Annotated in this window: 21 protein-coding genes and 3 tRNA genes; 12 read left to right on the top strand and 12 right to left on the bottom strand. The window is 73.3% G+C overall.

Annotated features, from left to right (window positions below; genetic code table 11):
- Window positions 1-54 precede the first annotated feature (54 nt).
- Window positions 55-142 (bottom strand) — tRNA-Ser (locus HN031_RS08415).
- 104 nt (window positions 143-246) lie between these two features.
- Between HN031_RS08415 and HN031_RS08410 the strand changes: the two genes are divergently transcribed.
- The 3 genes from HN031_RS08410 to HN031_RS21970 all read left to right on the top strand — a co-directional run bounded on the left by HN031_RS08410 (window position 247) and on the right by HN031_RS21970 (window position 1,164).
- The gene (locus tag HN031_RS08410) at window positions 247-705 is read left to right on the top strand and encodes a hypothetical protein (RefSeq protein ID WP_172268822.1); all 459 of its coding nucleotides are present in this window, start codon (window positions 247-249) and stop codon (window positions 703-705) included.
- Between the two features lie 63 nt (window positions 706-768).
- Window positions 769-859: transfer RNA gene (locus HN031_RS08405), tRNA-Ser, on the top strand.
- A 170-nt stretch (window positions 860-1,029) separates the two neighbouring features.
- Entirely contained in the window at window positions 1,030-1,164 is a 135-nt protein-coding gene (locus tag HN031_RS21970) for a hypothetical protein (RefSeq protein ID WP_301539407.1), read from the top strand.
- Window positions 1,165-1,320: 156 nt separating this feature from the next.
- On the opposite strand, the gene HN031_RS08400 is transcribed toward HN031_RS21970, so the two are convergent.
- The 4 genes from HN031_RS08400 to HN031_RS08385 all read right to left on the bottom strand — a co-directional run bounded on the left by HN031_RS08400 (window position 1,321) and on the right by HN031_RS08385 (window position 7,494).
- Window positions 1,321-2,325 (bottom strand): TrmB family transcriptional regulator, encoded by a 1,005-nt coding sequence (locus HN031_RS08400; protein WP_172268819.1) that lies wholly within the window; start codon window positions 2,323-2,325, stop codon window positions 1,321-1,323.
- Between the two features lie 129 nt (window positions 2,326-2,454).
- Window positions 2,455-4,314, bottom strand: coding sequence for a phosphoenolpyruvate carboxykinase (GTP) (locus HN031_RS08395; protein WP_172268816.1), 1,860 nt, complete (start codon window positions 4,312-4,314; stop codon window positions 2,455-2,457).
- 210 nt (window positions 4,315-4,524) lie between these two features.
- Window positions 4,525-5,436, bottom strand: a complete 912-nt coding sequence (locus tag HN031_RS08390; RefSeq protein ID WP_172268813.1) for a sulfite exporter TauE/SafE family protein — start codon at window positions 5,434-5,436, stop codon at window positions 4,525-4,527.
- Window positions 5,437-5,655: 219 nt separating this feature from the next.
- On the bottom strand, window positions 5,656-7,494 hold the full coding sequence (locus HN031_RS08385; protein WP_172268810.1) for a phosphoenolpyruvate carboxykinase (GTP): 1,839 nt from the start codon (window positions 7,492-7,494) through the stop codon (window positions 5,656-5,658).
- Window positions 7,495-7,669: 175 nt separating this feature from the next.
- Here HN031_RS08385 and HN031_RS08380 point away from each other — a divergent pair.
- The 4 genes from HN031_RS08380 to HN031_RS08365 all read left to right on the top strand — a co-directional run bounded on the left by HN031_RS08380 (window position 7,670) and on the right by HN031_RS08365 (window position 9,598).
- Window positions 7,670-7,742 (top strand) — tRNA-Arg (locus tag HN031_RS08380).
- A 102-nt stretch (window positions 7,743-7,844) separates the two neighbouring features.
- Window positions 7,845-8,384, top strand: coding sequence for a hemerythrin domain-containing protein (locus HN031_RS08375; RefSeq protein ID WP_172268807.1), 540 nt, complete (start codon window positions 7,845-7,847; stop codon window positions 8,382-8,384).
- A gap of 11 nt (window positions 8,385-8,395) precedes the next feature.
- Complete coding sequence (locus tag HN031_RS08370; protein ID WP_172268805.1) at window positions 8,396-9,253, top strand: nucleoside hydrolase; 858 nt, start codon at window positions 8,396-8,398, stop codon at window positions 9,251-9,253.
- Between the two features lie 45 nt (window positions 9,254-9,298).
- The gene (locus HN031_RS08365; protein WP_172268803.1) at window positions 9,299-9,598 is read left to right on the top strand and encodes a helix-turn-helix domain-containing protein; all 300 of its coding nucleotides are present in this window, start codon (window positions 9,299-9,301) and stop codon (window positions 9,596-9,598) included.
- 26 nt (window positions 9,599-9,624) lie between these two features.
- Here HN031_RS08365 and HN031_RS08360 read toward each other — a convergent pair whose 3' ends face one another.
- The 6 genes from HN031_RS08360 to HN031_RS08335 all read right to left on the bottom strand — a co-directional run bounded on the left by HN031_RS08360 (window position 9,625) and on the right by HN031_RS08335 (window position 15,040).
- Window positions 9,625-10,227 carry a ClpP family protease gene (locus HN031_RS08360; protein WP_172268801.1) on the bottom strand — a complete coding sequence of 201 codons (603 nt, stop codon included), beginning with the start codon at window positions 10,225-10,227 and terminating at the stop codon, window positions 9,625-9,627.
- Complete coding sequence (locus tag HN031_RS08355) at window positions 10,224-10,838, bottom strand: ClpP family protease (RefSeq protein WP_172268799.1); 615 nt, start codon at window positions 10,836-10,838, stop codon at window positions 10,224-10,226. Before HN031_RS08355 ends, HN031_RS08360 begins: the two co-directional genes overlap by 4 nt.
- Window positions 10,839-10,941: 103 nt before the next feature.
- Window positions 10,942-11,952: an agmatinase gene (speB, locus tag HN031_RS08350; protein ID WP_172268797.1), complete on the bottom strand. Its 1,011-nt coding sequence runs from the start codon at window positions 11,950-11,952 to the stop codon at window positions 10,942-10,944.
- A 103-nt stretch (window positions 11,953-12,055) separates the two neighbouring features.
- Window positions 12,056-13,537 carry an MFS transporter gene (locus tag HN031_RS08345; RefSeq protein WP_216652088.1) on the bottom strand — a complete coding sequence of 494 codons (1,482 nt, stop codon included), beginning with the start codon at window positions 13,535-13,537 and terminating at the stop codon, window positions 12,056-12,058.
- Window positions 13,534-14,097, bottom strand: a complete 564-nt coding sequence (locus HN031_RS08340) for a TetR/AcrR family transcriptional regulator (protein WP_172268795.1) — start codon at window positions 14,095-14,097, stop codon at window positions 13,534-13,536. Before HN031_RS08340 ends, HN031_RS08345 begins: the two co-directional genes overlap by 4 nt.
- A gap of 97 nt (window positions 14,098-14,194) precedes the next feature.
- Complete coding sequence (locus HN031_RS08335) at window positions 14,195-15,040, bottom strand: DICT sensory domain-containing protein (protein WP_172268793.1); 846 nt, start codon at window positions 15,038-15,040, stop codon at window positions 14,195-14,197.
- Between the two features lie 100 nt (window positions 15,041-15,140).
- On the opposite strand from HN031_RS08335, the gene HN031_RS08330 reads away from it, so the two are divergent.
- The gene (locus HN031_RS08330) at window positions 15,141-15,332 is read left to right on the top strand and encodes a hypothetical protein (protein WP_172268790.1); all 192 of its coding nucleotides are present in this window, start codon (window positions 15,141-15,143) and stop codon (window positions 15,330-15,332) included.
- A gap of 146 nt (window positions 15,333-15,478) precedes the next feature.
- A complete protein-coding gene (locus tag HN031_RS08325) occupies window positions 15,479-15,652 on the top strand; it encodes a CsbD family protein (protein WP_172268787.1) in 174 nt (57 codons plus the stop codon).
- Here HN031_RS08325 and HN031_RS08320 read toward each other — a convergent pair.
- On the bottom strand, window positions 15,642-16,823 hold the full coding sequence (locus HN031_RS08320) for a hypothetical protein (protein ID WP_172268784.1): 1,182 nt from the start codon (window positions 16,821-16,823) through the stop codon (window positions 15,642-15,644). The genes HN031_RS08325 and HN031_RS08320 overlap by 11 nt on opposite strands.
- Before the next feature lie 97 nt (window positions 16,824-16,920).
- On the opposite strand from HN031_RS08320, the gene HN031_RS21965 reads away from it, so the two are divergent.
- The 3 genes from HN031_RS21965 (at window position 16,921) to recC (ending at window position 24,983) form a co-directional block, all read left to right on the top strand.
- Window positions 16,921-17,052, top strand: a complete 132-nt coding sequence (locus HN031_RS21965; protein WP_301539406.1) for a hypothetical protein — start codon at window positions 16,921-16,923, stop codon at window positions 17,050-17,052.
- Window positions 17,053-17,189: 137 nt separating this feature from the next.
- On the top strand, window positions 17,190-21,575 hold the full coding sequence (locus tag HN031_RS08315) for a LamG-like jellyroll fold domain-containing protein (RefSeq protein ID WP_172268781.1): 4,386 nt from the start codon (window positions 17,190-17,192) through the stop codon (window positions 21,573-21,575).
- A 42-nt stretch (window positions 21,576-21,617) separates the two neighbouring features.
- Window positions 21,618-24,983 carry an exodeoxyribonuclease V subunit gamma gene (recC, locus tag HN031_RS08310; protein ID WP_172268778.1) on the top strand — a complete coding sequence of 1,122 codons (3,366 nt, stop codon included), beginning with the start codon at window positions 21,618-21,620 and terminating at the stop codon, window positions 24,981-24,983.
- Window positions 24,984-24,985: the final 2 nt, after the last annotated feature.

Raw genomic sequence — 24,985 nt, 5'->3', positions numbered from 1 at the left:
GCGGCGGAGCGCGGGCCGACGCCCCCCCAGCCCGCGCCTCGCTCCGCTTCGCCGTGGCAGAGGGGGCGGGATTCGAACCCGCGGTAGGTCTCCCTACGACCGCTTTCAAGGCGGTTCCGATCGGCCGCTCCGGCACCCCTCCTCGTGCCGCGCCGAGGGCGCCCGCACACCGCGGGACTCTACCGAACGGCGCCCGCCGCGACCCGCGCGCGGGGCGGTGCCGGCACACGTGGTGAAATCGGCGGCGTGACCGACACCGCCACTGTCCACCGCCTCGCTCCCGCCGTCGCGGCGCGACTGCTCGGTGTGGTCCTGTGCACGGTCGCGGTGCTCATCCTGCTCGGCACGCTGGCCATCGCGGTGCTCGACCTGCACACCCTCTTCCTGCTGGTGCCGGTGACGCTGACGATCGCTCTGCTGGTCGCCACCTGGTGGGCGTGGCGGCAGAAGGGCTGGGTCGCGCGGCTGACCCCGGAGGGCTACCGCATCCAGTGGGTGCGCGGTGTCGGCGCCGCGTCGGGCCGGTGGAAGGACGTCGAGGACGCCGTGACCACGACCGTCGCCGGCTCGCCCGTCGTCGTGCTCCGCCTGCGTGACGGGCGGACGACCACGATCCCGGTCGAGATGCTCGCGACGGACCGCGAGGCGTTCGTCCGCGACGTCCAGGACCACCTCCAGCGCGGACACGGCCTGCGCAAGTGGTGACCTGATTCGGCGCAGGCGCGCCGAGCCTTGTAACCTTCTGTGCGCCCGGCCGCGGTCGGGCATGGAGGCGTCGCCTAGTCCGGTCTATGGCGCCCGCCTGCTAAGCGGGTTTGGGGCTACAACCCCATCGAGGGTTCAAATCCCTCCGCCTCCGCAGTGGTCGGCCCCCTTCCTCCGAAGGGGGCCGACGCCGCGCTGCCCGCGTCGTTTGCAGGATCCTGCATTGCACAGACCTGCAGCGACAGGGGTGGGACGCCACGATGGGCCATGGGTGAAGATGGACCACGTCATCCCCTGTGACAACGTGACTTCGAGGTGAAAGCAATGACCCCAGTTCGCCGTATCGCCGCAGCCGCTCTCGTGGCCGCGCTCGGACTCGGTTTCGTCGGAGTGAGCGCAGGCCCCGCCAGCGCCGCCACCGACACCACGTGGGGCGGCAAGGTCAAGGCAAACTTCTGAGCCACACGTGCCATGATGTGCACGCAGTGAAGAGCTGGGACACGGACCCCTCAACCCCCCACGAGTTCTGGTCCGACGGCCTCCCCCACAGGCCCGTCCCGGCAGCAAGGGCAGCAGCTCCCCGAGCTGCTGCCCTTGTCTTTTCCCGAGAACCCGTCAGGGTGTCGGCTCGTCCGTCTCCCGGCCGGAGATGCCCCGCTTGCCCATCTCGTAGCCGAGCTGGAACCTCGTCTCGACCTCGAACTCGTTCTTGAGGTCGGCGACGTAGCCGGCGTACGTCCGCGGGCTGACGCCGAGGCGCTTGGCGCCCGCCGGGTCGGCACGGCCCTCGAGCAGCATCCGGATCGTCATCGCGCGCTGCTCGGCGGCGATGTCACGCATGAGAGAGGTCTCGCTGCTGGTGAAGGGGCGTGCCCGCTCCCAGTGGCGCTCGAACATGTCGACGAGGTAGCCGACCATCGACAGGTCGCTGATGACCATCGCCGCGCTGAGCCCCTCGTGGCTGGGGATGATCGCGATCCGGCGGTCCACCACGATGAGGCGGTTGAAGAACTCGTCGAGGGTGCGGACCTCGGCGCCGGCGGCGGTCACCGCGGCGACGTACTTGCGGGTGTCGGCACCTCGTCGGGCGGCGTGCTGGTAGAGGGTGCGCATCTTGACGCCCCGCTTGAGCGCCGCGATCTCGCGGGCACCGGCCTCGCCGAGCTGCTTGACACCCCGGCGGTCCTGCGGCTGCGCCGTCAGCAGCTCGAGCTCGGCGTCGCCCACGAGCGAGGCGAGGAAGCTGGCGATGGTGCTGAGGCCGCGGATCTCGGCGAACGGACCTCCGACGGCGCTCGGGGAACGACGCCAGGCGTGCGACAGGGTCGAGAACGCCTGCGCCCAGTGGGCCGACTCGGCGATGAGCTCGGCACCCTGCTGCCCCAGCGGGGCGACGACCTGCGCCTGCACCGCGGCGGGATCGACCGCGCGCCACTGCGTGCCGTCGTCGCTCCTGACGACCAGGCCGACCTCGACGAGGAGCTCGAAGGCCTGCTGGAGCTCACCCCGGTCGACGATGCGACGGTCGGTGGTGCTGATGCCCCCCGAGGTCACGATCTCCTCGTAGAGCGGCGTGGCCTGCTCCTCGAAGATCCCGCGCTCCTGCTGCCCCAGGGGCATGACTGACCTCCGCTCGACCCCGTACCCAGTGGGGCGATGGTGCCACACCAGCACAACGCCGACGCCCCGGACGGCGTCGACCCGCCCCCCGGTGGCGCGGGAGGCGGGTCGGCGGCGTACGACGGTGGCTCAGGCCTCGAGCCGGGCCTTCAGCGTGTCGAGCTCGCTCCACAGCACGGCCGGGAGGTCGTCGCCGAACTTCTCGAACCACTCCTCGATCTGCGGGAGCTCGGCCCTCCACTCCTCGGCGTCGACGGCGAGCGCCTGCGCCAGCTGCTCCTCGGTCACGTCGAGCCCGTCGATGTCGAGGGAGCCGGGCGCCGGGACGTGGCCGATGGGCGTCTCGACGGCCGCTGCCTGGCCGTCGATGCGCTCGATGACCCACTTGAGCACGCGGCTGTTCTCGCCGAAGCCCGGCCAGAGGAAGCCACCGTCGTCGTCGCGACGGAACCAGTTGACGTAGAAGATCCTCGGCAGCTTGGCGGCGTCGTTGTCCTTGCCGATGCCGACCCAGTGGCCGAAGTAGTCGCCGGCGTTGTAGCCGATGAACGGCAGCATCGCCATCGGGTCGCGTCGCACCACGCCGACGGCGCCGACGGCGGCCGCGGTGGTCTCCGAGGAGAGCGTCGCGCCCATGAAGGTGCCGTGGTTCCAGTCGCGGGCCTCGGTGACCAGCGGGATGGTCGTCTTTCGGCGGCCGCCGAAGAGGATCGCGTCGATCGGCACGCCACGCGGGTCGTCGTACTCGTCGGCGAGGATCGAGCACTGCTTGATCGGGGTGCAGTAGCGGCTGTTGGCGTGGCTGGACAGCTCGCCGGTCTCGGCGGCGATCTCCGGCGTCCAGGGCTCGCCCTTCCAGCTGGTGGCCCGGGCCGGCGGGTTCTCCAGGCCCTCCCACCACACGTCGCCGTCGGCGGTGAGGGCGACGTTGGTGAAGACCGAGTTGCCCTTGCGGATGGTCTCCATCGCGTAGGGGTTGGTGTCCTCGTTGGTGCCCGGCGCGACGCCGAAGAAGCCGAACTCCGGGTTGACCGCCCACAGGCGGCCGTCCTCGCCGACGCGCATCCAGGCGATGTCGTCGCCGATGGCCTCGACCGTCCAGCCCGGGATGGTCGGCTTGAGCATCGCGAGGTTGGTCTTGCCGCACGCGCTCGGGAAGGCCGCGGCGACGTACTTGGTGACGCCCTGCGGCGAGGTGAGCTTGAGGATCAGCATGTGCTCGGCCAGCCAGCCCTCGTCGCGCGCCATGACGGAGGCGATGCGCAGGGCGTAGCACTTCTTGCCGAGCAGGGCGTTGCCGCCGTAGCCCGAGCCGAAGCTCCAGATCATCCGCTCCTCGGGGAACTGGACGATGTACTTGGTGTCGTTGCACGGCCACGACACGTCGTCCTGGCCCGGCTCGAGCGGCATGCCGACCGAGTGGAGGGCGGGCACCCACTGGGGGTCCTCACCGGCGTCGGCGAGCTCCTCGATCCGGCGCAGGACGTCGGTGCCCATGCGGGCCATGACGCGCATCGACACCGTGACGTAGGCCGAGTCGGTGACCTCGATGCCGAACATCGGGTGGTCGGCCTCGAGGTGACCCATGACGAACGGGACGACGTACATCGTGCGGCCCCGCATGCAGCCGGCGTAGAGCCCGCGCATGAGGTCCTTCATCTCGGCCGGGTCCATCCAGTTGTTGGTGGGGCCGGCGTCACGCTCGCGCACCGAACAGATGTAGGTGCGGTCCTCGACGCGGGCGACGTCGGTCGGGTCCGAGGCGGCGTGGAAGGAGTTGGGCATGAGGTCCGGGTCGAGCCGGGTGAAGGTGCCCGTCGCCTCGAGGGCGGCGGTGAGCTGCTGCCACTCCTCGTCGGACCCGGTGCACCAGTGGATGGCGTCGGGCTGCGTCAGCTCGGCCACCTCGGTGACCCAGGCGAGGATGCCCTGGTGGGTGGTCGGCTGCTCGGTGGGAGGAGTCGTCTGGGTGTCGATGGTGGCGGTCATGACCGGTTCCTTCGGGAAGCGTCGCGGGTGGTTCGCGCGGCGTCGTTGTCGGCGACTTGCGCGGGACGCTAGCCCGTGGATCGGCTCCCCCCTATTGGATCGATCACAGGGGTGTGACGTGGATCTCGGTGCTCCGGCGCATCAAGTCCCGGAGGCCGGTGACCGGTGTACCGACCCCCGTCGGGAGGCCGGTGGGCGGTCCGGAGAGGCTCAGGCCTCGACCGGCGCGCGCATCGCCTCGAGCTCCGCCTCGCGGGCCACGTCGGCCTTGTGGGCGCGCCACGAGTGGTTCACCGCGAAGCCCCACACCGCGGCGATCGCGACGTAGAGGACGACCGCGACGTTGCCCGGCACGGCGACCAGGTCGGCGTTGACGAGGGTGCGGGTGTTGGTCAGCACGATCAGGCCACCGACCAGCGAGCCGAGCATCCGGGCGGGGATGACCTTGACCAGCATCGCGGCGAACGGGGCGACGATCACGCCGCCGATGAGCAGGCCGAGGACGATCTGCCACTGGATACCGGCGAAGCCGAGCGCGGTGAGGAAGCCGATGGAGGCGGCGAGGGTGACGACGAACTCGGAGGTGCTGACCGAGCCGATGACCTTGCGCGGCTCCATCCGGCCGTTGGCGAGGAGAGCAGGGGTGCCGATCGGGCCCCAGCCGCCGCCGGCGGTCGCGTCGACGAAGCCGGCGATCCCGCCGAGCGGGACGAGGAAGCGGCGGCTCACCGGCTGGCCGACCCGGGTGGAGTCGAAGCCCTTCACGGTGAAGCGCACGAGGAGGTAGGAGCCGAGCGCCAGCAGCAGCACCGACATGACGACCTTCGCCAGGTCGACGGGCATGTTGACCAGCAGCGTGGCGCCGACGAACGCGCCGACGGCGCCGGGGAAAGCGATGTTGCGCACGACGCGCCAGTCGACGTTGCCGAAGGAGTGGTGCGCGATGCCCGAGGCGGCCGTCGTGCCGAGCTGCGCGAGCTGGACCATCGCGGAGGCCATGGCCGGGTTGGTGCCGATCATGAGCAGCAGCGTCGTGGAGGTGACGCCGTACGCCATCCCCAGGCTGCCGTCGACGAGCTGGGCGGCGACGCCCACGAGGGCGAACATGACGAGCTTCTGCACGGGGACTCCTCGAGCACGGATCAGGACGTTGTCGCCAAACTACAGTGTGTTGATAGGCAATACCTAATCAGTGGTTGGCGTGTCCTTTCACCTCCGAGGCCTCGGTGGCGGCACTCCCCGGGCGAGTCGCGCTGGTCTCGGCTTCTGCAACGGCCTGGACGTGACGAAGTCCCCGCCTGGGCGGGGACTTCGACAGGGACGAGCGGCAGGGAGGAGGGGTCAGGCCTCGCCCTCGAGCTCGGCGGCGACCCGGCGGTGGGCCTCCCAGATCTCCTCGGGCATCCGGTCGAACTGGGCGAGGTGCTCCTCGCGGAAGCCCATCTCCTGCTGCCACCGCTCCTTGTCGATGGTGAGGATGCGCTCGAGGTCCCGGTCCGGCACGTCCATGCCGGACAGGTCGAGCTCCTCCTCGGTCGGGATGATGCCGACCGCGGTGCGCCGACCCTCGACCTCACCGTTCTTGAGCTGCAGCAGCCACAGCAGCGGGCGCAGGTTGTCGCGGTAGCCGGGCCACAGGAAGTGGCCGTCGTCGGGGTCCTTCTGGAACCAGTTGACGTGCGCGAAGATCGGCTGCTCCTTCGCCGCGCCGACGATGTCGAGGTAGTGGCGGGCGTAGTCACCCTCGCCGTAGGCCATGAACGGCCGGTTCGACATCGGGTCGTAGCGCAGCTGGCCGTCGACGCCCTCGGCCGCGAAGGTCGCCTCCGCGCCGAGCGTCAGACCGTCGTAGACGCCCTCGGCGAGGTCGGTGATCGCCCGGATCAGCGGCTCGCGGTCGCTGGTGCGGCCGCCGAAGATGATCGCGTCGATCGGCACGCCCGCCGGCTCGTCGTAGTCGGGGGCGATGTTGGGGACGTTGTCGAGCGTCGTGGTGAACCGGCTGTTGGGGTGCGCCCACGCCGCGGTGTCGTTGCTCTTGCGGTCGGCGAGCGGCGACCCGGTCCAGTCGAGCCAGCCGCGCACGTTGCTCGGCGGCTTCGGCGTCTTGCCCTCCCACCACACCTCGCCGGTGCTCGGGTTGTAGGCGACGTTGGTGAAGATCGCCTGCGAGCCCTCGTCGATGGAGTGCAGCGCGTTGGGGTTGGTGGTCTCGTTGGTGTCCTTGGCGACCCCGAACACGCCGTACTCCGGGTTCATCCCCATGAGCCGGCCGGTCTCCTCGTCGACCCACAGCCACGCGATGTCGTCGCCGTAGAACGACACGTGGTAGCGGTCGCCGAGGGCGTCGGGGGCGGCCATCATCGCCAGGTTGGTCTTGCCGGAGGCGCTCGGGAAGCCGCCACAGACGTGGTAGGTCCGCCCGGTCTCCTTGTCGTGGATGCCGATGAGCATGTACTGCTCGGCGAGGAACTTCCGGCTCGCCCAGCCGTCGTACGCCCCCTGCCGCAGGCCGTGGGCGATCTTGCCGAGCAGCGCGTTGCCGCCGTAGGACGAGCCGAAGTGGAGGATGGTGCGCTCGTCGGCGACGGTGACGAAGTAGCGCTGGTCGTCGGGGGCGCCCTGGCCGAGGTGCTCCAGGTCGCCGGTGACGTGCACCGCGCGGACGAACGAGCCCTGGTCCTCGAGGTCGTTGACGTAGCGCACGCCGACGCGCGCCATCCGGATCATGTGGAGGACCACGGTGCGGGTGTCGGTGAGCTCGACGCCGGCCGCCCACGGCTCGAGGGCGTTGCCGGCAGGGGCCATCAGGTAGGGGATGACGTACATCGTCCTGCCCTGCGAGGCGCCGCGCATCCGCTCGTGCAGCATCGGCTTCATCTCCGAGGCCGGCCGCCAGTTGTTGTAGACACCGCGGTCCTTCTCGTCGTTGGTCGCGACGATGGTGCGCTCCTCGGAGCGGGCGGTGTCCTTGTGGTAGCTGCGCGAGTAGTAGCGCCCCTCGCCGGCGCGCTGGAGCTCCCCGGCCGCCACGGCCTCCTCCAGGAGCCGGGCGTCGTCGGAGGCGTTGACCACCTCGATGCGCTCGGCGCCGGTGAGCTCGGCGTACTCCTTCACGAACTCACGGACCTGGGTGTTGGTCAGTCCGGCCTCGTCCATGACTGCCTCGAGATCTGCCATCACGCTGCCTCTCATCCTGCGGCGGGTGCGGACCGCCGCGTGTGCGGGTGCTAGGCACCATAGGGCACCGCCGAGGGCCGTCAACCGGCTGACGGGGTGAGCCTGATTTCGCCCGTCCGGACCATGTCGGCTATCCTCGACCAGTCCACGCGGCGCGCAAGCGGTGCACGGACGGGCGCCTGTAGCTCAACGGATAGAGCATCTGACTACGGATCAGAAGGTTTGGGGTTCGAATCCCTACAGGCGCGCAGGACGGAGCAGCCCGGTCATCACGACCGGGCTGTTCTGCGTCCCCGGCCCGGCAGGCGACTCGCCGCCCGCTGTCGGCCCCGGGCCGTAGGCTCGCTCCCGTGCCGCCCATCGACGACGCCAGCCGTCCCCGCGTGTCGGGCTCCGTCGAGCTGACGCCGCGGCAGCGCTCGGGCGGCGACCACCTCCGGATGATCCACGACCACTTCCGCCACGAGCTCGAGGCGCTCACGCGGGCCGTGCAGTCCCTGCAGGACGGGGCGGGGGACGTCGACGCCGTACGGGCCGGGGTCCACGGGCTGGCGCCGTCGCTGACGGCCCAGCAGGTCGCCGGGATGTGCGGGCAGGTGTGTCGCTTCCTCACGATGCACCACTCGATCGAGGACCAGAGCATGTTCCCCGCGGTCGCGACGCTGGAGGCCTACGCCCCCGTCGCGCAGCGGCTGGCCGAGGAGCACCTCGTCGTCCACGCCCACCTCGAGCTGGTCGACGACCTGGCCCTGGCCGTCCGGTCCGACCCCTCCCGCGTCGACGAGCTGGTCGCGGCCGTCGCCGCGCTGCGCGCCGACCTCGAGTCGCACTTCACCTACGAGGAGACCGAGATGGCCGAGCCGCTCGGCCTGCTCGGCCTGGGCGTGTGACGCGGCGGGTCGTGCTCGACGTCGACACCGGCATCGACGACGCCCTGGCCCTGCTCTACGCCGCCGCGAGCCCCTCGCTCGACCTGTGCGGGGTGACGACCGTGGTGGGCAACGTCCCGGCCGAGGTCGCGGCCCGCAACTCCGCGGCGGTCCTCGCGCACGCCGGCGCCCACGACGTACCAGTGGTGACCGGGGCCGCTCGGACGACCTCCGGCGCCGGCCCGCGGACCGGTCCCACCAACCACGGACCCGACGGGCTCGGCGGTGTCCCGGTGCCACCCGGACCCGAGACCACCGGGCCCGAGACCACCGGGCCCGAGACCACCGGGCTCGGCGTCGCGGACGTCGTGGAGGCAGCCGGCGCGGGTGGACCGGTCACCCTGGTCGGGCTCGCCCCGATGACCAACCTCACCGCGCTCGCACCCCTGGCCGACGAGGTCGTCGTGCTGGGTGGCGAGCTGGCGGTGGGCGACCCGCCCGAGCTTAACGCGGCCCACGACCCCGTCGCCACCGCTCGGCTCCTGGCGGGAGACCGGTCCTTCACGCTCTACGTGATCGACGTGTTCGAGCGCGTCTCGGTGCGTGCGGAGGACGTCGCCCGGCTCCGGTCCTCCAGCCGCCCGGCCGCACGCCTGGCCGGGGAGCTCCTCGCCGTGCGACGGGGTCGACTGGTCGGTGACGCGGGCGCGCTCGTGCTGCTCACCCACCCCGGGCTGTTCCGGGTCGAGCCGCGACGGATCGGCCTGGTCGGCGACCGCCTCACCGAGACGCCGGACGGCCGGTGGACCGACGTGGTGGTCGACGTCGACGCCGCGGCCGCGGCGACCGCGTACGTCGACGCGCTCCTGGGCCCGGCCGTTCCGCTCTGAGCGGAACCCGTAGGACCCGGCGCCCGGCCTCGCTACCGTCGATCCATGGGCGAGATCCTGGAGTTCCCCGAGCGTGCGGCCGACCGGTCGGCCGAGGCACCCGAGCCGCTGTGGCGCGAGCTGGTGGGCCGCGAGCTGCACCGCGAGCGCACCCGTCGCGGCGAGCGGCTCGTCGACGTCGCGCAGCGCGCCGGCGTGTCCGTGCAGTACCTCTCCGAGATCGAGCGCGGGCTCAAGGACCCCTCCTCGGAGATGCTCCACGCCGTCGCCGGCGCGCTCGAGCTGGGTGTCCGCGAGCTGGCCGGACGGGTCAACCGGTCCGACGCCTCCTGCCTCGCCGCCTGAACCCACGCCGAGCGACCGCCCGCGGCTCAGACGTACGCCGGGCCCTGCTCGTGCAGGACCGTGTCGACGATGCCGTAGTCGACGGCCGCCGAGCCGGGAAGCACCAGCGTGCGGTCGGTGTCCTGACGGATCTGATCGGCCGTGCGCCCGGTGTGCTGCGCCAGGACCTCCTCGAGCAGCAGGCGCACCCGCGCCACCTCGTCGGCCTCCAGGATGAGGTCGGGGACGGTGCCGCGGCCCTGCGTGGCCGGCTGGTGGAGCACCACCCGGCCGTGCGGCAGGATCGCCCGCTTGCCCGGCGCACCCCCGGCGAGCAGCACGGCGGCGGTCCAGGCCGCCTGGCCCACGCACACCGTCTCGACGGCCGGCCGCACGAACTGCATGGCGTCGTAGACCGCCAGCATCGCCGAGATCGAGCCGCCGGGTGAGTTGATGTAGAGGCTGACGGGGAGGTCGGGGTTCTCCGAGGCGAGGTGGAGCAGCTGGGCGATGACCGCGTTGGCGACGCCGTCGTCGATCTCGGTGCCGAGGTAGATGATCCGCTCGGAGAGCAGCCGCGAGTAGAGGTCGAGCGTGCGCTCGCCCCGCGGCGTCTGCTGGACGACGTACGGGATCGTGTAGGTGCTCATCGCACACCCGCCAGGCCGATGCCCTGCGGTCGCGCCGGGGTGACGTGGTCGATGCTGCTGATCAGCTGGTCGACGAAGCCGTAGTCGAGGGCCTGCTCGGCGCTGAACCACCGGTCGCGCCGGGAGTCGCGCTCGACGGTGTCGCGGTCCTGGCCCGTGTGCGCGGCGATCAACCCGAGCACCGTGTCGCGGGTGTGGCGCAGGTCGTCGGCCTGGATCTCGATGTCGACCGCCGTCCCGCCGATGCCGGCCGAGCCCTGGTGCAGGAGCACCCGGGCGTGGGGCAGGGCGTAGCGCTTGCCGGGCGTACCGGCGGACAGGAGGAACTGGCCGGCGCTGGCGGCCATCCCCATGGCGACCGTGCTCACGTCGTTGGGGATCAGCTGCATGACGTCGTGGATCGCGAGCATCGCCGAGACCGACCCGCCCGGCGAGTTGATCCAGAGGGTGATGTCGGCGCGGGGGTCCTCGGCCGACAGCAGGAGCAGCTGGTGCATCAACCGGTTGCCGTTGCGCTCCTGCAGCTCCTCCCCCAGCACGATGATGCGTTGGTGCATGAGGCGGCGGACCAGCTCGTCCTCGATGCGTTCGGATGTCGGGTTCAGGCTCATGCCGCCAGCCTGCCGTCGGGTGGGGGCGGACCACAGGGTGTTCCGCCCGGGGCGGATCCGCTCCCGGCAGGGCGGCCGACAGCCGTACGCGCGCGGCCCGCGGTCAGCGGTCGAGCAGCGGCCGCGCCGGGTCCCACGTCGTGCCGTCGCGCTCGTCCTGGCGCCGGCGGGCGATCGCGGAGAGCGCCTCGAGGACGACGCGGTTGGCGAGCGCCGCCGTGATGTCGGCGTGGTCGTAGGGCGGGCTCACCTCGACCACGTCGACCCCGACGACGGGCAGCTCGAGGCAGATGCGGCGTACGGAGTCGAGCAGCTGGCGGGCCGAGAGGCCGCCGGGCTCCGGGGTGCCGGTGCCGGGGGCGTGGCCCGGGTCGCACACGTCGATGTCGACGGAGAGGAAGACGCCGTCGCACTCGTCGGTGGCGATCGCGAACGCCTCGGTGAGGCAGTCGTCGAGCCCGCGGTGCACGATCTCGGTCATCTCGTAGGACCGCATCCGCTCGGCGGCCATCCAGTCGAGCGTCTCCGGCCCCGGCCAGTAGCCGCGCAGGCCCATCTGCAGGAACCGGTCGCCGCGCAGGGCGCCCGACTCGATGAGGCGCCGCATCGGCTGGCCGTGGCCCCACAGCGAGCCGAACTCGATGTCGCCGGTGTCGGCGTGCGCGTCGAAGTGGATCATCGACACCCGGCCGTGGCCCAGCACGTTGGCGACGCCCTTCGCGTCGGGGTAGGCGATGGAGTGGTCGCCGCCGAGCACGACCGGGATGGCGCCCGCGCGGGCGATCTTCTCGACCGCCGCCTCGATCCGCGGGAGCGCGACCTCGATGTCGCCCGGCGGGAGCTCGACGTCACCGGCGTCGACGACCCGTAGGTCCTGCAGCCCGTCGGTGCGCAGGGCGAGCGACGGCCGCGAGCCGTCGTGGGGGAGGTAGTCGGTCATCCGGATGGCCTGCGGGCCGAAGCGCGTCCCGGGCCGGTGCGAGGTCCCTCCGTCGAACGGCGCGCCGATCACGACCACGTCGGCACCGGCGTACGTCGCCTCGTCGTCGAGGTCGCAGGCGGGAACCCCCAGGAAGGTGATGTCGGGACCGAACTGAGCGCCGTAGCGAGCCATGGGCCGACTCTAGGGGCGCGGAGGGTGGCGGCACATCGCATCGTCCGGCCTTCCTCGGGTGTGATCTGCCGCCACCCCGAGGGAAGTGAGGCAGCGGCGGCCCTCAGTGCTGCGCGTCGTCCAGGGTGAGGTCGGCGGGGACCAACCGCCAGACGGCGTACGCCGCGAGCGCGGTGAGCAGCGCACCCACCGCACCGACGGTGGCGAAGGCGGTCAGGAACGCGTCGCCCGCCTCCGCGGCCCACGGTCCGCCCGCCGCTCCGGCGACCGACTCGCGCGCGGCGGCGCCGACGCCGTCGGAAAGGCTCGCGCGGTAGACGGCGCCGACGAGGCTGCCGAGGAAGGTGATGCCGAGGACGGCACCGAGCTCGTAGGTGATCTCCTCGACGGCGGCGGCCGAGCCGGCCTGGTCGTCGGTCGCCGCGCCCATGATGAGCGCGGAGCCGAGACCGAGTGCCGACGTGCCGAGCCCCACCACGGCGAACGCCACGGCGATCCAGGGGTAGGTCGCCGGCACGACCGCCAGCAGCGCGAGGCCGGCCGACAGCACGAGCAGGCCACCGGCCAGCACGGCGCGGGGGCTCGTCCGAGCGGCAGCCGCGGGGGCGAACGGCGAGGCCACCATGGCCCCGACCGCGAGCGGCAGCAGGCCGAGACCGGACTCCAGCGGGCCCCAGCCCTCGACGAGCTGCAGCCACTGGCTGCCGACGAAGAGGACCGCGGCCATCGCGGCGCTGCTGGCCAGCGCGGCGACGACGCCCGCGCGCAGCACCCGGCCGCCGAACAGCCGCACGTCGAGCATCGGCCGGTCCGAGGCCAGCGCGATCCGCACGAAGGCGGCGAGAGCGGCCACGCCCGCCGCGAGCAGCACCAGGGTGGGCAGGCTCGGGCCGTGCTTGCCGAGCTGCTTGGCGGCGTAGACGACGGCGGTGAGCCCGCCGGCGGACAGCAGGACGCCGGGGGCGTCGATCCGGCCCGGCACGCGCGAGCGGTTCTCGCGCAGCAGCCATGCGGCGGCAGCGATCGCCACCACCATGAGCGGCACGTTGACGAGGAAGGCGGCGTGCCAGCTGAACGACTGCAGCAGCGCTCCGCCGACGACGGGACCGACCGCGACGCCGAGCGCGGCCGTCGCGCCCCAGATGCTGAGCGCCAGGGTGCGCTCGCGCGGGTCCGCGAAGACGGAGCGGATGAGGGACAGGGTCGACGGCATCACCATGGCCCCGCCGACGCCGAGCAGCGCTCGGATCGCGATGACGGAGGCGGCGCTGTCGGCCCACAGGATCGCGACCGAGCCGACGGCGAAGGCGGCGTAGCCGGTCAGCAGCATCCGCTTGCGGCCCCACCGGTCGCCGAGGGCGGTGACCGGCACGAGGAGGCCGGCGAGGGCGAGGGCGTACGCGTCCACGACCCACAGCTGCGCGACCGAGCCGAGGCCGAGGTCGGCGGCCATCTCGGGCAGCGCGACGTTGAGGATGGTCATGTCCATGACGACCACCAGGAGGCTGGCGGCCAGCACGACCAGGGCCCACCAGCGGCGGGGGTCGGCGGTGGTCCGCGGCACGGCTTGCTGGAGGTCGGTCACGGCGTGCCGACCCCGGTGAGCAGCGACGAGAGGACGAGGTGACCGACGTCGCGGCGGGCGACGTCGCCGATGCGCACGGCCTCGCGCGCCGCCACGAGCAGCCCGTAGACCGCGTGCCCGAGCCACCGCAGCGGGAGATCGGTGCGCAGCACGCCGGCTCGCTGTGCGGCGGCGAAGAGGACCGCCTCGCGACCGGCGAGCGCCTGGGTGCGCTCCACGAGCTCGGCGTTGGCGAGGATCACCTGGTCGGTGAGGGCGAAGCCGAACGCGTCGGAGTCGTCGACGTAGCCGAGCACCAGCGTCTCGAGCGCGGCGCGCAGGCTGGCCGGGGCGGCCTCCGCCGCCAGGGCCTCGACGTCGACGTCGTCGAGCCGCCGCTCCCACCGGTCGAGGGACCGGGTGCCGAGCTCGACCAGCAGCGACTCGCGGGAGTCGACGTGGCGGTGCAGCGTGGCCCGGCTGATGCCGGCGGCCTCGGCCACGGCCGACATCGGCGCGGCCGGGTCGGCGTTGAGCACGCGCTGCGCGGCGCGCAGCACGTCGTCGCGATCGGTTGCCATGACGCCCCCTTCGTAGTGAGACGTCACTGTCTCACATGAGACGTCAGTGTCTCAACTCGAGGCGTCGCCCCGCGCCGTACGCCCTCGCGAGCAGGAGTCAGCGGGGCGGGTCGAGCCTCGCCAGTGCGCGCAGCCACATGCGGTCGACGTCGGCCGGCGGTGTGGCCGGCGCGGGTGCCGGGTCGTCGAGCAGGTCGTCGACGCTGCCGGGAGGTGTGGCGCCGCTCGCGCGGGCGGCACCCACCAGCACGCGGGCGGCCGCGAGGGCGGCCGGCCGGTGGGTGCTGATCACCGACTCGAAGACCGGGTCGCGGTCGGGCGCGCCCGGCACCTCCCACGCCGAGACGACCGCTGCCCGGGTCGCGCTCACGGTCACCACCGTCCACTCGCGGCGCAGCGCGGAGTCCTCCGGGAGCTGGCACCGGGCCGGGCGCGCCGCCGGGTCGGCGGGCAGCGCCTCGTCGAAGTCGGCGACGACGGCGGCCCAGGACGCCGTCCGCGCCAGCTCGTCCCAGCGGTGCCGCGACCGGGAGTAGCGGTGGCCCTCCTGGAAGGAGCCGAGCACCACCGGGCGGTCGGCCCGTGCCAGCGACTCGTCCTCGACCGCGTGGGAGGCCGCGATCAGCGCGCGACGGCCCAGTCGCTGGGGACGCAGCTCGGGGAAGTCGGCCGACAGGGCGGCGTGGACCGAGTCGTGGCCGAGCGACGAGCGACGAGCCACGGAGTCGATGGCGACCTGCAGCGGGACTCCCGAGGCGCGCACGTCGAGCACCTCGCGGACCTGGCGGACGTCGGCCTCGGTGAAGCGGCGGTGCCCCGTCGGGGACCGCTGACCGGCCGGGAAGCCGTAGCGGTTCTCCCACGTGCGCAGGACGGCCGGGGTGAGCCCGGTGCGCGCCGCCAGCACGCCGATGCTGAATCCCTCGGAGGCGCCGACGGTCATGTGAAACCTTCCCGTGCAGGTCTTGTACATAGTGCCGAAATAACTTATACAGGACTGTAGAGGTATTCGCCTCGTCCTACCAGTGCACCAGGAGAATCCCATGGGAACAGTCATCCTGATCGGCACGGTCGCGATCGTCGTCGCGATCGTGGGTTGTGCCGTCATCTGGCGATTCGACGCCTCCCGGGCCGAGGAGGTCGAGCACCAGGCCCCGCCGTCGCCCCCGGCCGAGCCGCGCGGCCGCCTCGACGCCGCCCGCGCCCCCGAGCGACCGCGGTCCCTCGACTCCTGACCGGGACCGCCGCTCCTCCCTCCTCGTCGACGCCACCGATCGCGGGTGGCACCTCCACCCGCACGGGTGTCGCTCGGCACCCACCTGCGTGGCAGGTTGGCAGTGGGCCACCCCGGTCCGCACCGCACCTCACAGGAGGAACGACGATGGGTCTGGACGACAAGTTCGACAACAAGTCCGAGGAGCTCAAGGGCAAGGCCAAGGAAGCCACGGGCAAGGCGACCGACGACGAGAAGCTCGAGGCCGAGGGCAAGGGCGACCAGACGGGCGCCAACCTCAAGCAGGCCGGCGAGAAGATCAAGGACGCCTTCAAGGGCTGATCGGCTCCCCCACCCAGACGTGCCCTCCGTCGCCCGCGTCGGCGACGAGCAGCAGGTCCTCGCCGGCGGCCACCACCAAGGTGTGGTCGCCGGCGGTCTGCGGTTCGAGGGGTACGTCGACCCGCCGCCAGTCGCGACCGTCCCCGGTCTGCCAGAGCTCGTAGTGGTCGCCGGTGCTCACGCTCGCGAGCGCCCCGGCCGTAGTCGTGACCAGCGACGCCACGTAGGGGGCGCCGCGCCACTCCTGCGCCACCTCCCCGAACGACACCCCCTCGCCCCACCCGTCGTCGTCCCGCACCCAGGCGGCGTACCGGCCCTCGTGCAGGCCGACGGCGAGCAGCCGCCCGTCGTCGAGGAGCGTCACCCGGTGGACGTCCTCGGCGCCCTCGGCGGCCGGCATCTCCTCGGGTGTCCAGGTGAGCCCGTCCCGTGACGTCCAGGCCAGGGGGTCCGGGTCGAGGTGCCGGCCCGTCCGGGCACCCGCGCCGACCACGACCCACTCCTCACCCGCCCAGCCGGCGCCCTGCGCGAGCGACTCGAGGTCGCCGTCGTCGGTGAGGCCGGGCTCCGCCTCGACCCGGGTGAATCCTCGGGGGTCGTCGGTCCACCACACGCCGGGTCCTGACGTCCGGTTGCCCGTGATCAGCCAGCCGGTGGGGCCACCGGCGATCGGTCCGACGTTGGTCGCGCTGACGCCGCCGTACTGGGTGAAGACGGCGCGCACGTCGACCAGGCTCGCGCCCTCGGCGTGGAAGGTGGTCACCCGCGGGTTGCCGTGGGCGCCGCCGGAGCGGGCTCCGACGACCGCCACCCGGCCGCGCGAGCAGGCGACCGAGTTGAGGATCGCCCGGCGACCCCAGTAGGTGCGGGCCTCGACGGGGACGGAGCGCCACGTCCCACGGTCCGCCGAGAACCACGCCGCCGGCCGGGTGTCGCGGGTCTCGCTCGGGCGGTCGAGGAAGACGGCGCCCACGACCCACCAGCCGTCGCCGCACTGCACCGCGTCGCGCACGACCGTGCGACCGGGCGCGCCGTCGGGAGGAGGCAGCTGCTTCTCGACCCAGGTGACCCGGACCGGCTCGGGCCGGGCCGGCTCGCGCGGCTCGTCGGTGCACCCGGCCAGCGCGAGCACGCCGATCGCGGCCAGCGCGGCAGGTGTCCGTCGGTGCACGCACAGATCCTCGCCGACGGCGCCACGCCCCGCCAGAGCCGCGGGAGCGTCGGGGCGTACGGCGCATGCGCGGGACGGGGGCGGGTACGGGCACGCCATGAGCCCTCGCGACCCGGACGACGTCGACCCGACCCAGCAGAGCGGTCGCCCCTTCATGGTCACCGGCGCCCTCATCGGCATCCTCGTCGCCCTGGCGATCCTCGTGGTGGTCTACCAGTTCGCGAGCTGACCCGCCCCGGCCGTCCCCCATTGGGGGTAACGCGCCACCGCAGCGCCCCCGAGGTGTGACGACCGCCACACACTCGACGGAATCGGCGCCGCGCCGTCACCGGCGGCACGGCCACGTTCGATCGAGGGGCGAGGTCCATGGTCAGCTCAGCACGTCACGCCGCCAGGTGGGTCCTCCTCGCGCTCCTCGTCCCGCTCCTGCCATCGGTGGCGCTGGTCGCGGCGACCGCTCCGGCGGCCCAGGCGGCGCCGCCCGGGTTCACGATCGAGGACCTCCCCTTCACCGGCCTCGCCCAGCCCGGCAACGTCGAGTTCGCCGCCACCGGGCAGGTGTTCGTCGCCGAGCGGCGCGGCGTGATCAAGGTCTTCGACAACCTCGACGACGCCACCAGCCGCCAGGCGGCGGACCTGCGGCTGCGCGTCTACAACAACGGTGACCGCGGCCTGCTGGGCATGGTGCTCGACCCGGCCTACCCCCAGCGGCCCTACCTGTGGGCGCTCTACACCAAGGACGCCGACCCCGGCGGCACCGTCCCCAAGTACGGCAACGCCACCTCCGACACCGACCCGTGCCCCACCGACGGCGGCGCCAACGACTGTCGCGTCTCCGCCGAGCTGACCCGGCTCACGCTCGACCCCGTCACGGGCGCGTGGACCGGCCAGGAGGCGGTGCTGCTCGGCGGCGGCTGGTGCCAGCAGTACGGCAGCCACACGATCGGCACCGTCGAGTTCGGCACCGACGGCTACCTCTACGTCGGCTCCGGCGACGCCGCCAGCTACAACCAGGTCGACGTCGGCAACCTCGGCTCGCAGCGCTGCGCGGACGTCTCGGGCTGGGGAGGTGCCCTCCGCGCGCAGTCGGCCAGGCAGCCCGCCGGCACGGCGGTCGTCCCGCACGGCTCCATCCTCCGCATCGACCCCGACACCGGCGCCCCGGCGCCGGGCAACCCGTTCATCTCCGACCCCGACCCGATGCGCAAGCGGATCGTGGCCCACGGCATGCGCAACCCGTTCCGGTTCGCCGCCCGTCCCGGCACGTCCGAGATCTGGGTCGGCGACGTCGGCTGGACCCGCTTCGAGGAGCTCAACAAGATCGTCGTCGACGGCACGGCGGAGAACTTCGGCTGGCCCTGCTACGAGGGCAGCGGCCGCCAGCCCGGCTACGACTCCGCCGACGCGCCCGCGTGCGAGTCGCTCTACGCCCAGGGCGCCTCCGCGGTCACCGCCCCGGCGCTCTCGTACGCCCACGGCACCGCGCTCGGGACCGGCTGCGGCTCCGGTGGCTCGTCGGTGTCCGCCGTCGCGTTCGGCAGCCAGTCGCTGGCCTACCCGGCGTCGTACCGCAGCGGCGTGTTCTTCGCCGACTACTCCCGCCGCTGCCTGTGGTTCGCCCAGCTCAACGGGGGTGACGTCGTGGCCGGCAGCACGACCGTCTTCGACAACAGCATGTTCGCCGCCGAGCTCGAGGCGGGCCCCGGCGGCGACCTCTACGCCGTCGACATCGCGACGGGCCAGGTCAAGCGGATCCGCTACAACGCCGGTGGCAACACGCCGCCGATCGCGGTCGCGCGCGCCAACCCGTCCAGCGGGCAGACGCCGCTCGTCGTCCAGCTCGACGGCAGCGGCTCGGCCGACCCCGACGCCGGCAGCAGCATCTCGTACGCGTGGGACCTCGACGGCGACGGCGCCTTCGACGACTCGACCGCGGTGAGCCCGTCGTGGACCTACACCACCGGCGGGACCTTCACCGCCCGCCTGCGGGTGACCGACAACCTGGGCGCGACCGACGTCGACACGGTGAGCATCACCGCCGGCAGCGACGCCCCCACCGTCGTCCTCAACTCCACCGCCTCGACCACGCCGTGGCGGGTGGGCGACGCCATCACCTTCACCGCGTCGGCCACCGACCCCGAGGACGGTGCCCTGCCGGCCGCCTCGCTCAGCACCCAGCTCGTGGTCAAGCACTGCCCCAACGGCAGCGAGTGCCACGAGCACACCCAGGCCAGGTTCGACGGGGTGGGCACCGGGTCGTTCGTGGGCCCGGACCACGAGTACCCCGCCTGGCTGGAGCTGCAGGCCACCGCGACCGACTCCGACGGCCTGGTGGGCACCACGACGCTGCGGCTGGACCCGGCGGTCGTCAACCTCACCGTGCAGACCGTCCCCTCGGGACTGCGCGCGACCGTCGGCTCGGAGGAGCAGACCACGCCCTTCTCCGTCCCGGTGATCCAACGCTCGGTCAACACCGTCGCGGTCGCCTCGCCGCAGACCCGCGGCGGGACCTACGAGTTCGCCTCCTGGTCCGACGGCGGGGCCCGGTCCCACACCGTCACCGCCAACGCCTCGGCGACCTACACCGCCACCTTCACCGAGACCTCGGCGCCGCCCGCGGTGCCCGGGCTGGTGGGTGCCTGGAGCTTCGGCGACGGCACCGGCACGGTGGCGCGCGACTCGTCGGCCACCGGTGCGAACGGCACGCTCGAGGGCGGACCCACGTGGGTGGCCAACGGCCGGCGCGGCGGCGCCCTCTCCTTCGACGGGGTCAACGACCGGGTCTCGATCCCCGACCGCAACGCCTTCGACCTCACCACGAGCTTCTCGCTCACCGCCTGGGCCCGACCCAGCGCCGCCCGCACCTGGGACCAGGTCGTGCTCAAGGAGCAGCCCAACGGACTGACGTACGCGCTCTACGCCAGCGGCGAGCTCGCGGGCCGCCCCAACGGGTCCGCCTTCATCGGTGGCGACCGCTACGTCGACGCACCCTCGGCCCTCGCGCTCAACGCGTGGTCGCACCTCGCCCTCACCTACGACGGCGCCACCATGCGGCTCTACGTCAACGGCACGCAGGTGGCGAGCCGCGCCCAGACCGGGCCCGTGGCCACCAGCAGCGGGCTGCTGCGCATCGGCGGCAACGCGATCTGGGGCGAGTGGTTCGCGGGGCTCCTCGACGAGGTGCGCATCTACGACCGTGCCCTGGGTGCCGCCGAGGTCGTGACCGACTCGACCTCCGATCCGGGCACCGGCGGTGACACCGTGCCGCCGACGGCTCCCACCGCGCTGCAGGCCACCGCCGGGCCGGGCAGCGTCTCGCTCAGCTGGACCGCGTCGACGGACGACGTCGCCACCCCGACCTACGAGGTGCACCGCAGCGGCGTGAGCGGCTTCAGCCCCTCGGCCTCGACCCTCGTCGTCACCGGCCTCACCGCGACGTCGTACGTCGACACCGCGGCGGCGCCCGGCACCCACTACTACCGCGTGGTCGCCTCCGACGGCACCAACGCCAGCGCCCCGTCCGCGCAGGCGCAGGCGGTGGTCACCGCCGACACGGCGGCACCGACGGTGCCCGCCGGCGTCACGGCGCAGGTCTCCGGCAGCACGGCGACGCTGACCTGGTCGGCCTCGACCGACGACCGCGCGGTGACGGCCTACCAGGTGCAGCGCAGCGGCGGACCCGGCGGCGCCGTGACCTTCTCGGTGACGGCGCCCACGACGACGCTCGTCGACGCGGGACTCGCCGGTGGCACCTACTCCTACGAGGTGCGGGCCCGCGACGCCGCCGGCAACTGGTCGGGCTGGTCCTCGCCGGCGACGGCCCAGGTGGTCGTCGACCAGGCCGCGCCGACGGTGACCGTGACCGCACCCGCCAACGGGGCCACCGTCTCCGGCCAGGTGGCGCTGTCGGCGACCGCCACCGACGACGTCGCCGTGGTGGGCGTCCAGCTCCGGGTCGACGGCGTCGCCGTCGGCGCCGAGGACACCGCCGCCCCCTACACCGCGACCTGGTCGTCGACGACCGTCGCCAACGGCCAGCACGCGATCACGGCCGTGGCCCGCGACGCCTCCGGTCGCACCACCACCTCGGCGCCGGTGACCGTCACGGTCGCCAACGCCGGCGTGCCCGGCCTCGTCGGCGGCTGGTCCTTCGACGACGGCACCGGCACCACGGCCGCGGACAGCTCGGGGCGCGGCAACACCGGTACCCTGGCCGGCGGCCCGACGTGGACCGCCCAGGGCAGGTACGGCGGCGCGCTGGTCTTCGACGGGGTCAACGACCTCGTGACGGTGCCCGACGCCGCCAGCCTCGACCTGACGACCGGGATGACGCTGTCGGCGTGGGTCCGTCCCACGACGCTCGGCGCGTGGCGCCAGGTCGTGCTCAAGGAGCGTCCGTCGGGCCTCACCTACGGCCTCTACGCGACCGGCGGGGCCGGCAACCGGCCCAACACCACGCTCGCGATCGCCAACGTCGAGCGCGAGGTCAACGCCCCGGCCGCGCTTGCCGCCGCGACGTGGACCCACCTCGCGGTGACCTACGACGGCGCCGTCGTCCGGCTCTTCGTCGACGGGACGCAGGTGGCGACCCGCACGCAGGCCGGGTCCCTGACCACCAGCACCGGCGCGCTGCGCATCGGGGGCAACACGGTGTGGGGCGAGTGGTTCGCCGGCACCATCGACGACGTACGTGTCTACGACCGGGCCCTCACGGCCGCGGAGATCGGGACGGTGCGCGGCAGCGGACTCTGACCCGACCCACGGGTGTCGGTCGCCGCTCATAGGGTGGCGCCCGTGACCCTCCACCTGCACACCGCCGAGCGCACCGACGCGCTCGCCGACGGGCTCGCGGACCTGCTGGTCACCCCGCTGGCGGACCCCTTCGCCCGCGAGGTCGTGGTGGTCCCCGCCCGCGGGGTCGAGCGCTGGCTCACCCAGCGGCTCTCCCACCGGCTCGGCACCGGGACGCGCGGGGGCGACGGCGTCTGCGCGGGCGTCGACTTCGTGACGCCGCACTCCCTGGTGTCGATGCTGCTCGACCGCGACACGGAGGACCCGTGGAGCCCCGACCGCCTGGCGTGGCCGTTGCTCGAGGTCATCGACGAGGTGATGGGCACCGCGGGCTTCGAGGACCTCACCCACCACCTCGGCGGCGGCGATCCCGACGACGACCGCTCCGCCCGCCGCTACGCCGTTGCGCGCCGGCTCGCGGGGCTCTTCTCCTCCTACGCCGTGCAGCGCCCGGCCCTGCTCAGCGAGTGGCGCGAGGGCCGCCGCACCGACGGCGCCGGGGGCGAGCTCGACCAGGACCTGCTCTGGCAGGCCGCCCTCTGGCGCCGCCTGGTCGACGTGGTGCCCGCTCCTCCTCCCCACGTCCGCCACGCCGACACCGTCGAGCGGCTCCGCTCGGGCGGCGACACGCTCGACCTCCCGCCGCGGCTGTCGCTGTTCGGGCACACCCGGATCCCGGAGACGGAGGTGTCGCTCCTGTCCGCCCTCGGCGAGCTGCGCGAGGTGCACCTCTGGCTGCCGCAGGCCTCGACCGCGCTGTGGGAGGCGTTGGCCCCCGCGGCCCGCGAGGGGCAGGTGCCGCGCACGGCCGACACGTCCGCGGCCGTGGTGGGCCACCCCCTCCTCGGGTCGCTCGGCCGCGACGCGCGCGAGCTGCGCCGCACCCTCGGCGACCTGCCCAGCACCCCGGCGGCCACCGCGCCGCCGGCGAAGGGCACGCTGCTCGGCTGGCTGCAGCACGACCTCCGCGCCAACTCCGCGCCGACGGCGCAGGAGCGCGCCGGCCGCACCGGGCTGGACGACTCCGTGCAGGTCCACGCCTGCCACGGCGCCGCGCGCCAGGTCGACGTGCTGCGCGAGGTGCTCGTCGGGCTGCTCCAGGACAGCGTCGACGACCCGCGGCAGGAGCCGCTCGAGCCGCGCGACATCCTCGTGATGGTCCCCGACATCGAGACCTACGCCCCCCTGATCTCCGCGGCGGTCGGCATGGCCGACGTGGCGGGCGAGGGGGCCGGGCACCCCGGCCACCAGCTGCGGGTCCGGCTGGCGGACCGGTCGCTCGTGGCCACCAACCCGCTGCTGGCGCTCGCGGCGCAGCTCGTCGAGCTGGTGCGGGGCCGGATGACCGCCAGCCAGGTGCTCGACGTGGCCGGCGCCGACCCGGTGCGGGCGCGCTTCGGGCTGGGCGACGAGGAGCTCGAGCGGATCACCCACTGGGTCGGCGTCAGCGGCATCCGCTGGGGCTACGACGCGCAGCACCGCGGCACCTTCGGGCTCGACGGGCTCGAGGCCAACACGTGGGTGACCGGGCTGAGGCGGGTGCTGCTCGGTGCGGCGATGTCGGGCCTCGACCACCGCCAGGTCTCCGGCACGGTCCCCGTGGACGACGTGAGCGACGGCGACCTCGACCTGGTCGGCCGCTTCGCCGAGCTCGTCGAGCGGCTGCACGACTTCGTCGAGAGCGCCGAGCGGGCGCGGACCGTCACCGACTGGACGACGGCGCTGTCCGACGCGGTGCACCGCCTGACCTCCACGCCGCTCACCGAGGTGTGGCAGGTGGCCCAGTTCGACCGCGAGGTGGCCCGGATCGCGGCCGGCGCCGGCGACAGCGGCACCACGCTGCGGCAGGCCGACGTACGCGCGCTGCTGCAGCAGCGGCTGCGCGGGCGGCCCACCCGCGCCAACTTCCGCACCGGCACGCTGACGGTCTGCACGATGGTGCCGATGCGCTCCGTCCCGCACCGGGTGGTCTGCCTGGTCGGGCTGGACGACGGCGTCTTCCCCCGCGTCTCCACGGTGGACGGCGACGACGTCCTGGCCCGCCGACCGCGCACCGGTGAGCGCGACCTCCGCGCGGAGGACCGGCAGCTCTTCCTCGACGCGATCACCGCAGCGACCGACACGCTGGTGATCACCTACACCGGTCGCGGCGAGCACACCGGCGCCGAGCGCCCGCCCGCGGTCCCGCTGGGCGAGCTGCTCGACGCGCTCGACCGCACCGCCGCCGCTCCCGTCCGCTCCCACGTGGTCACCCACCACCCCCTCCAGCCGTTCGACGAGGCCAACTTCGTCGACGGGTCCCTGCGCGAGCGCGGCGCCTTCACGTTCGACCGCTTCGCCCTGGCCGGCGCCCGCGCGGCGCGCGGCGAGCGGGCGCCGGTGGGCGTGCTCGTGCCGTCGCCGCTGCCCGCCCCGGGGCCGGTGGCGCCCGACGTCTCGCTCGCGGACCTCCAGGACTTCTTCGCCCACCCGGTGCGCGGCTTCTTCCGCCGGCTGCGGATCGCGCGCCCCTACGCCGCCGACGAGGTCAAGGACGCCATCCCCATCACCCTCGACGCGCTGGAGAAGTGGGCGGTCGGCGACCGGATCGTCACCAACGTGATGGCGGGAGCGGACCCGCAGTCCGCGATGATGGCCGAGCAGCTCAGCGGCACGCTGCCGCCGCTCGGCCTCGGGGTCGGCGTCCTGACCGACATCGTCAAGAACGCCCGGCCGCTGGTCGAGACCGCACAGTCCCTCCGGCGCGGCGCCCACCGCACGCTCGACGTCGACGTCGACCTCGGTGCCGGCCGCCGGCTCTCCGGGACGGTCGGCGACGTGTGGGGCAACAACGCCGTCACCGTCTCCTTCTCCAACCTCGGCGCGAAGCACCGGCTGGCCGCCTGGATCAACGCACTGGCGCTCGCGGCCGGGCTCCCCGACGAGAACTGGACCGTCCACACCATCGGCAAGCACCGCTCGGGCGGGCAGGTGCAGCAGATCGGCCCCCTCGCCCAGCACGAGGCCGTGCAGTGGCTGCGCGACCTCGTCGCCCTCTTCGACGCCGGACAGCGCGAGCCGCTCCCCCTGCCGGTGAGGACGTCGCTGGCGTGGGCCGAGGAGTGGCGGCGCGTGCGGGCCGGGAGTGACGGCGACCCGGACCTCAAGGGGCGCGCCGAGTGGGAGACGCCCCGCTTCAACGACTCCGGCTTCGCCAAGGAGGACGCCGACCCGTGGCACGTGCGCGCCTTCGGCGAGCACGCCGACTACACGCTGCTCGCCGGGCCCGCGGGCGCCGGCGAGGACGGACCGCACCGGCTGGGCCACGTCGCGTGGCGCCTGTGGGGTCCGCTTATCGACACCGGCCACGAGCAGGTGCGGGGGTTGTGAGC

It is taken from the genome of Nocardioides sp. zg-1308, from assembly GCF_013155375.1.
In the GTDB taxonomy this organism is placed as follows: domain Bacteria; phylum Actinomycetota; class Actinomycetes; order Propionibacteriales; family Nocardioidaceae; genus Nocardioides; species Nocardioides renjunii.
This window is presented reverse-complemented; position numbering and strand designations above follow the sequence as displayed.